At 73.2% G+C, this 7,920-nt stretch carries 6 protein-coding genes and 1 pseudogene; 3 read left to right on the top strand and 4 right to left on the bottom strand.

What is annotated here, in order from left to right:
• Positions 1-437 (bottom strand): annotated as a pseudogene (locus AOJ26_RS40495) (hypothetical protein); the annotation flags it as partial.
• A 268-nt stretch (positions 438-705) separates the two neighbouring features.
• Here AOJ26_RS40495 and AOJ26_RS40490 point away from each other — a divergent pair.
• Entirely contained in the window at positions 706-1,908 is a 1,203-nt protein-coding gene (locus AOJ26_RS40490; RefSeq protein ID WP_053853321.1) for an amino acid deaminase/aldolase, read from the top strand.
• A 521-nt stretch (positions 1,909-2,429) separates the two neighbouring features.
• On the opposite strand, the gene AOJ26_RS40485 is transcribed toward AOJ26_RS40490, so the two are convergent.
• The 3 genes from AOJ26_RS40485 to AOJ26_RS40475 are packed head-to-tail and all read right to left on the bottom strand — an operon-like array spanning position 2,430 to position 6,003.
• Positions 2,430-3,248, bottom strand: a complete 819-nt coding sequence (locus AOJ26_RS40485; protein WP_053853320.1) for a 3-oxoacyl-ACP reductase — start codon at positions 3,246-3,248, stop codon at positions 2,430-2,432.
• Positions 3,245-4,618, bottom strand: a complete 1,374-nt coding sequence (locus AOJ26_RS40480) for an aldehyde dehydrogenase family protein (RefSeq protein WP_053853319.1) — start codon at positions 4,616-4,618, stop codon at positions 3,245-3,247. The genes AOJ26_RS40485 and AOJ26_RS40480 overlap by 4 nt, the downstream gene beginning before the upstream one ends.
• 26 nt (positions 4,619-4,644) lie before the next feature.
• Complete coding sequence (locus tag AOJ26_RS40475) at positions 4,645-6,003, bottom strand: glutamine synthetase family protein (RefSeq protein ID WP_053853318.1); 1,359 nt, start codon at positions 6,001-6,003, stop codon at positions 4,645-4,647.
• Positions 6,004-6,098: 95 nt separating this feature from the next.
• Here AOJ26_RS40475 and AOJ26_RS40470 point away from each other — a divergent pair, with 95 nt between their 5' ends.
• Positions 6,099-6,836, top strand: a complete 738-nt coding sequence (locus tag AOJ26_RS40470) for a FadR/GntR family transcriptional regulator (protein WP_053853317.1) — start codon at positions 6,099-6,101, stop codon at positions 6,834-6,836.
• A gap of 66 nt (positions 6,837-6,902) precedes the next feature.
• Positions 6,903-7,595, top strand: a complete 693-nt coding sequence (locus tag AOJ26_RS40465) for a gamma-glutamyl-gamma-aminobutyrate hydrolase family protein (protein WP_053853316.1) — start codon at positions 6,903-6,905, stop codon at positions 7,593-7,595.
• The last annotated feature ends 325 nt before the right edge of the window (positions 7,596-7,920 follow it).

The raw sequence follows: 7,920 nt of genomic DNA, 5'->3' as shown, positions 1-7,920 counted from the left end.
GGCGGGACGCTGCCGGGGTACAGGGCTGCCGAGTCCGGGGATTCCTGGGGGGCGGAGCCGTCCCGCTCGCCCGGAGCGGTTCCGTTCGCCGTGCGTATCGGCGGCCGGCCCACGGCGGTCGGCCCCTGGGACCGCTCCCCGCCGCCCGGCAGACCGGACTCCGGCCCCGCGCTCACGTCGTGGGGCGCACGGCCCTCCGGGTCGGCCGGGACGCGGCTGTCGGTCTCCTCCGGCCCCTGCCAGTCGAACCCGCCGAACGCCGGCCGGGCCGCCGTGCCTGATCCGCCGCCCCGTCGCTCGCGCTCACCGAAGGCCTGCCAGTCGGAGTCGTCGTTCGTCCGTCCGCCCGGCTCCTCGCCCACCGTCGGCGGCTGGGCCGGCCGCGGCGGGGTCGTCGGGCGTGGAGGAATGGAGGCGCGGCGTGCTTCCGTGCTCATGCACCCCCCGTTTCCTCATGTCCGGGCCGTTCGGTCGTGCGCGGGCCGCGTCGGGGTCGTCGGTGTGGAAGACGGCCGTCCGGGCACGCATACCCGCACGGGAGGGCCGGCATCCCGGCGCGGCGGCGACGGGGGCGTACGGCCCTGCGTGCGTGCGCGTCACTCTACGGGTTGTCGTGGGGCGAACGGGAACCAGTCCACCAGGCCGGGGGCATCTGCCCGGAACGTCCCCCTACCCTGCGGTAATCCTGTCTGGCAGGCTTCGTTCATGACTGCGCGCGCCACCGACCGGGCCCGTTACGACCGGGCCACCGCCCATCTCGACGCCCCTCTCGCGATCGTGGACCTGGACGCCTTCGACGCCAACGCGGACGATCTCGTCCGCCGGGCGGCGGGCAAACCGATCCGCGTCGCCAGCAAGTCCGTGCGGTGCCGGGCGCTGCTCGAACGGGTCCTGGCGAAGGACGGCTTCGCGGGCATCATGTCCTTCACCCTCGCCGAGTCCCTGTGGCTGGCGAGGAGCGGCTTCGACGACATCCTGCTCGCCTATCCCTCCGCGGACCGTGCCGGTTACGCGGAACTCGCCGCCGATCCCAAGCTCGCGGCCGCCGTGACGGTGATGGTCGACGACCCCGCGCAGCTCGCCTTCATCGACGCCTCGCGCGCGGGCGGCACCGAAGTCATCCGGGTCTGCCTGGAGTTGGACACCTCGCTGAAGCTGCTCGGCGGCAGGGTCCGCGTCGGCGCCCGGCGCTCGCCCCTGCACTCCCCCGCCCAGGTCGCCGACGTGGCCCGCGCGGTGGCCCGGCGCCCCGGGTTCGAGGTCGTGGGGATCATGGCCTACGAGGGGCACATCGCCGGTGTCGGGGACTCGGTCGCCGGACGGCCGCTGCGGTCCCGGGCCGTACGGCTGATGCAGGCCACCGCCCGCCGGGAACTGGCCGAGCGGCGCGCCGCCGTGGTGCGCGCGGTGCGGGCCGTCGTACCGGGTCTGGAGTTCGTCAACGGCGGCGGCACGGGCAGTGTGCAGCACACCGCCGCGGAGGACGCCGTCACGGAGATCGGCGCGGGTTCGGGGCTGTACGTGCCGAGGCTGTTCGACAACTACACGTCCTTCAGCGGGCGTCCGGCCGCCCTGTTCGCCCAGCCCGTCGTGCGCAGGCCGGGCGTGGGTGTGGTGACCGTCCTCGGCGGCGGCTACCCGGCCTCCGGCGCGGCCGGCCCCGACCGGCTGCCGGTGCCGTATCTGCCGGAGGGGCTGAAGTACGACCCGCAGGAGGGGCCCGGCGAGGTGCAGACCCCGCTGCTCGGCGCCGCCGCCGACGACCTGCTGCTCGGCGACAAGGTGTGGTTCCGGCACGCCAAGGCCGGGGAGCTGTGCGAGCGGTTCGAGAAGCTGCACCTCGTCGAGGGGGACGACGTGACGGCGACCGTCCCGACGTACCGCGGGGAAGGCCACACCTTCCTCTGAGTCAGCGGTCGGCCGGCCGGACCCCGCCGGTGCTCCGGTCCATGTCGGCGAGCGGGGCCCGCGTCGAAGGCGAAGCGCACGACGACGGCGTCCGGGGGCCGCCGCGGTCCTGGGGGAAGGCCGGCGACGGCCGCGCGCTCCGACCTGACGACCCGGTGGCCGCGGATGCCGTCGTAGGAGCTGTGGGCGGCCCGCCGTACGTCCTGCTCGGCAAGGGACGCCGGGGGTATCCCCGCACCGCCGGGCAGCGTGCGAGCGGAGACGCTGCCGCCCTCGCTCGTCATCACGACGTGGTCGCCGGTGATGTGCTTCGCGGGGGCCCAGCCGTCCGGCAACGGCAGGTCGATGCCGTCGAGTTCGTCGACCAGACGGGACGGGGAAGGGCGGGCCGGGGGTCTCCGGGACGCGTCGGTGGTCCGTCCAGGCCGTCCCGTCCCACCGGTGCTCCAGCAGCGGAGCGTCGGGGTTCGGGTACCGGCCGGGCGGAGCCTCCTGCTCATCCAGGCACTCCGGGACGAGACCTACAGCGGTGTGACGTACGCCCCCGAGATGCCGCCGTCCACGAGGAAGTCGCTGGCGTTGACGAAGGAGGAGTCGTCGCTGGCCAGGAAGGCGACGGCGGCGGCGATCTCCTCGGCCTCGGCGAACCGGCCGACCGGAATGTGCACCAGACGGCGGGCCGCCCGCTCCGGGTCCTTGGCGAACAGCTCCTGGAGCAGAGGGGTGTTGACCGGTCCCGGGCACAGGGCGTTCACGCGGATGCCCTCCCGCGCGAACTGCACGCCCAGTTCCCGAGACATGGCGAGCACGCCGCCCTTGGAGGCGGTGTAGGAGATCTGGGACGTGGCAGCGCCCATCCTCGCCACGAAGGACGCCGTGTTGATGATGGACCCCTTGCCCTGTCGCTGCATGTAGGGGATGGCGGCCTTGCAGCACAGGTAGACGGAGGTCAGGTTGACCTCCTGCACGCGCTTCCAGGCCTCGAGGCCGGTGTCCAGGATGGAGTCGTCGTCGGGCGGGGAGATGCCCGCGTTGTTGAAGGCGACGTCGACGCTGCCGTAGGTGTCGTACGCCGTCCTGAACAGGGCCTCGACCTGCTCCGGGTCGGTGACGTCGACCTTGACGAAGAGTCCGCCCACCTCGTCCGCGGCGGCCTTGCCGCGGGCCTCGTCGACGTCGGCGCACACCACGTTCGCGCCCTCGGAGGCGAGCCGGCGGGCGGTGGCGAGTCCGATGCCGCTGCCGGCTCCGGTGATGACGGCCGTACGGCCGACGAGGCGGCGGCACACGATCTGATCGGTCGCCGAGGTCGCAGAGGTCGAAGGGGTCGAAGAGGTCACTGGGCGGGGCCTTCCGTGCTGATGAAGACGTTCTTGGTCTCGGTGAAGGCGGCCAGGGCGTCCGGGCCGAGCTCCCGGCCGAGTCCGGACTGCTTGTAGCCGCCGAAGGGGGTCCAGTAGCGGACGCTGGAGTGGGAGTTGACGGACAGGTTGCCCGCCTTGACAGCCCGGGACACGCGCAGGGCGCGGCCGATGTCCCGGGTCCAGAGGGAGCCGGAGAGGCCGTAGGGGGTGCCGTTGGCGAGCCGGACCGCGTCCTCCTCGTCCGTGAAGGGCAGCAGGACGGCGACCGGGCCGAAGATCTCCTCGCAGGCCGCCGCGGAGTCGGGCGCCTCGCCGGTGAGGACGGTCGGCGCGAACCAGAAACCGGGTCCGTCGGGGGCGCTGCCGCGCAGGCCGGGGGCGTCCGTCGGCACCAGCTGCCGGACGCGTTCCAGTTGCCGGCCGGAGATCAGCGGGCCCATCTGGGTCTTCTCGTCGGCCGGGTCGCCCACCACGACGGACGCCACGGCGTCGGCGAGCAGCTCCCGGACCTCGTCGTAGACCGTCTCCTGGACCAGGATCCGGGTGCGGGCGCAGCAGTCCTGGCCGGAGTTGTCGAGGAAGGAGAAGGGGTCGACGGCCCGGGCGAGGTCGGCGTCCGCGAAGACGATGTTGGGGCTCTTGCCGCCGAGTTCGAGAGTGACCGGCTTGACCTGGCGGGCGCAGCGCTCCATGACGTCGCGGCCGGTACGGGTGGAGCCGGTGAACACGATCTTCGCGACGCCGGGGTGCTCGACGAGGGCGGTGCCGGCGACCGGACCGTGGCCCGGTAGCACCTGGAACAGGTCCTCCGGCAGCCCTGCCTCCAGGGCGAGTTCGGCGAGCCGCAGGGCGGTGAGCGGGGTGGTCTCGGCGGGCTTGAGGATCACCGCGTTGCCGGCGGCGAGCGCGGGTGCCGTGCCCCAGGCGGCGATCGGCATGGGGAAGTTCCAGGGCGCGATGACGCCGACCACGCCGAGGGGTTCGAGGATCGTGACGTCGAGGCCGCCGGGGACCGGGATCTGGCGGCCGTTGAGCCGTTCCACGCCGCCCGCCGCGTAGGCGAGCAGGTCGCGGACGTTGCCGGCCTCCCAGCGGGCGTTCCCGAGGAGGTGGCCGGCCTCCCGGACCTCCAGTCGGGCCAGTTCCTCCACGTGTGCGTCGACGACGTCGGCGAACCGGCGCAGCAGCCGGGCCCGGTCGGCGGGGGCGAGGGCGGCCCAGCGGACCTGGGCCTTCGCCGCGCGGGCGACCGCGGCGTCCACGTCGGCCGCGGTGGCGGCGGGGACGGTGGCGACGACCTCCTCGGTGGCCGGGTTGAGGACGGTCAGCTCATGCTCGTACGACAACGAAGTACCTCTCACGGGCGTCGACTTCACAGACGTTCGAAGGAGCGGCGCAGCTCCCAGTCGGTGACCGCCGCGTCGAAGGCATCGAGCTCGACGCGGGCCATGTTGCGGTAGTGCGCGACGACCTCGTCGCCGAAGGCCGCCCTGGCGATGGGGCTGTTCTCCCACAGCTCGGCGGCCTCGCGCAGGGTGGTGGGGACGTGGTCGTACTCGGCGGTGTAGGCGTTTCCGGTGCAGGCCTCGGGCAGCTCCAGTTTCTGCTCGATGCCGTACAGCCCGGCCGCGACCAGGCCGGCGACCGCGAGGTACGGGTTGACGTCCCCGCCGGGCAGCCGGTTCTCGAAGCGCAGGGAGCGGCCGTGGCCCACGACCCGCAGGGCGCAGGTGCGGTTGTCGTGGCCCCAGGCGACGGCCGTGGGAGCGAAGGAGCCGGGCTGGAAACGCTTGTAGGAGTTGATGTTGGGGGCGTAGAGGAGCGAGAAGTCCCGCAGGGCCGCGAGCTGTCCGGCGAGGAAGTACCGCATCACATCCGACATGCCGTCCGGGGCCGCCATCGCGTTGTTCCCGGCGGCGTCGGCGAGCGAGAGGTGGATGTGGCAGGAGTTGCCCTCGCGCTCGTTGTACTTGGCCATGAAGGTGAGCGACACGCCCTCCTGGGCGGCGATCTCCTTGGCGCCGGTCTTGTAGACGGCGTGCTGGTCGCAGGTGGTCAGGGCGTCGTCGTAGCGGAAGGCGATCTCGTGCTGGCCGGGGTTGCACTCGCCCTTGGCGGACTCGACGGTGAGGCCGGCGGCGGCCATCTCGTTGCGGATCCGGCGGAGCAGGGGCTCGATGCGGCCGGTGCCGAGCACCGAGTAGTCGATGTTGTACTGGTTCGCCGGGGTCAGTCCCCGGTAGTTCGCGTCCCAGGCCTGCTCGTAGGTGTCCTTGAAGACGATGAACTCCAGCTCGGTGCCGACCTGGGCGGTGTAGCCGAGTTCGGCGAGCCGCTCCAGCTGGCGGCGCAGGATCTGCCGCGGGGCGGCGACCACGGGCGAGCCGTCGTTCCAGGCGAGGTCGGCGATCAGCATGGCGGTACCGGCGTTCCAGGGCACGCGGCGCAGCGTGCGGAGATCGGGGTGCATGGCGAAGTCGCCGTAGCCGCGGTCCCAGGACGACATCGCGAAGCCGTCGACGGTGTTCATCTCGGTGTCGACGGCCAGGAGGTAGTTGCAGCCCTCGGTGCCGTGGTGGAGTACCTCGTCGAGGAAGAAGCGGGCGGCGAACCTCTTGCCCTGGAGCCGGCCCTGCATGTCGGGGAAGGCCAGGACGACAGTGTCGATCTCACCGCTCGCGACGAGGGCGTGCAGCTCCTCGACACTGAGCGGGGGTGTGCGGTCTGCCACGGGAGAGCTCCTTCGGCTGCTGCGCGTTTTTCCGGCCGGGCCGGGAGCCATAAGGTATTGCTCTGGACCATTGCTTGGGAAGGGGGCTCGGCCATATGTCGGTGGACGCTGACGGCGACCCGGACGACCGGTTGGCTCCGGTGCTGCGGCCGGTCAGGGCGGGCAACGGCTTCGAGGAGGCACTGGAGCAGATCCTCCAGGTGGTGCGGCTCGGGCTGGTGCCGGGGGGCGAGCGGCTGCCGGCCGAGCGGGAACTCGCGGAGCGGCTCGGGATCAGCCGGGTGACACTGCGCGAGGTGCTGAAGGTGCTCCAGGACCAGGGGCTGGTGCAGTCGCGGCGGGGGCGGTACGGGGGCACGTTCGTGCTGGCCCGGGCCCAGGCGGCGGTGGGCGAGGAGGAGCTGCGGCGCCGGATCGCCGAGGTGGACATCGAGGACGTGCTGCGGTTCCGGGAGGTCCTGGAGGTGGGCGCGGCGGGGCTGTGCGCGGCACACGGCCTCGCCGACGAGCAGGCGCGGAAGCTGCGCGAGGCGCTGGCGGCCACGCAGGACGCTCCGCTGGCGGACTACCGGCGGCTGGACACGCTGCTGCACCTGACCCTCGCGGAACTGTGCGGCTCCCCGAGCCTGACCGCGCGGTACGCGGCGGTACGGGCCTCGGTGAACGACCTGCTGGACTGCATCCCGCTGCTGGTCCGCAACCTGGAGCACTCGCAGCGCCAGCACGCGGCGCTGGTGGAGGCGGTGCTGGACGGGGACGCGGACGGGGCGCGGGAGATGATGCGGGAGCACTGCGCGGGGACGGCGGCGCTGCTGCGGGGATTCCTGGCGTGACCTTGCCTCCCGGGCCCCGAACCGCAAAGGTATGACCGTGGGCCATTACAGGGCAGGGAGGGCCGGGTGACGACCGTACGACCGCTGATCGGCGTCAGCACCTATCTGGAGGCCGGGGCGCGCTGGGGCCTGTGGGAGCTGGAGGCGGCGCTGCTGCCGGCGGGCTATCCGCGGCTGGTCCAGCGGGCGGGCGGTCTGGCCGCGATGCTTCCGCCGGACGCCCCTGAGCAGGCGGCGGCGACCGTGGCCCGTCTGGACGGCCTCGTGATCGCGGGCGGTCCGGACGTGGAGCCGGTCCACTACGGCGCCGTTCCCGACCCCCGCACGGGCCCGCCCGCCCGCGCCCGCGACACCTGGGAACTGGCCCTGATCCGGGCGGCCTTGGCCTCCGGCACCCCCCTCCTGGGCATCTGCCGGGGCATGCAGCTCCTGAACGTGGCTCTGGGCGGCACGCTCACCCAGCACATCGACGGCCACGCGGTGACCCCGGGCGTCTTCGGCCGCCACCCGGTCAAGCCGGTACCGGGCACGCTCTACGGCGACCTGGCCCCGGAGGAGACCTCCGTGCCGACCTACCACCACCAGGCCGTGGACCGCCTCGGGCGGGACCTGCTGCCGTCGGCCCACGCGGCGGACGGAACGGTGGAGGCCGTCGAACTGCCCGGCCCGCACTGGGTACTGGGAGTGCAGTGGCATCCGGAGATGGGCGAGGACCTGCGGGTGATGCGGGGGTTGGTGACCGCGGCCGCCTGCGCCTAGGCGTGCGGGATGCGGGGGCGCTGACCGCGACCGTCCGCCCCTGGGCGCGCGTGATCGGGGGGCCGGCCACCACCACCGCCCACCCCTGGGCGCAGGTGATCCGGGGGCCGGTAACTGTCGCCGACCACCTCTGGGCGTGGGTGATCCGAGAGCCGGTCACCGCCGCCGCCCGCGCCCAAACCCGAGTGATCCGGCAGCTGGCGCCGCGGCCGTCCACCCCTAGGCGCCGGTGATCCAGGGCCGGTAACTGTCGCCGGCCACCTCTGGGCGCGAATGATCCGGGAGCCGGCCACCACCACCGCCCACCCCCACGCGCAGGTGACCC

This window comes from Streptomyces sp. NRRL B-24085, assembly GCF_001282115.1.
GTDB lineage: Bacteria > Actinomycetota > Actinomycetes > Streptomycetales > Streptomycetaceae > Streptomyces.
The sequence above is the reverse complement of the archived record's forward strand: the minus strand, read 5'-3'. Positions and strand labels throughout refer to the sequence as shown.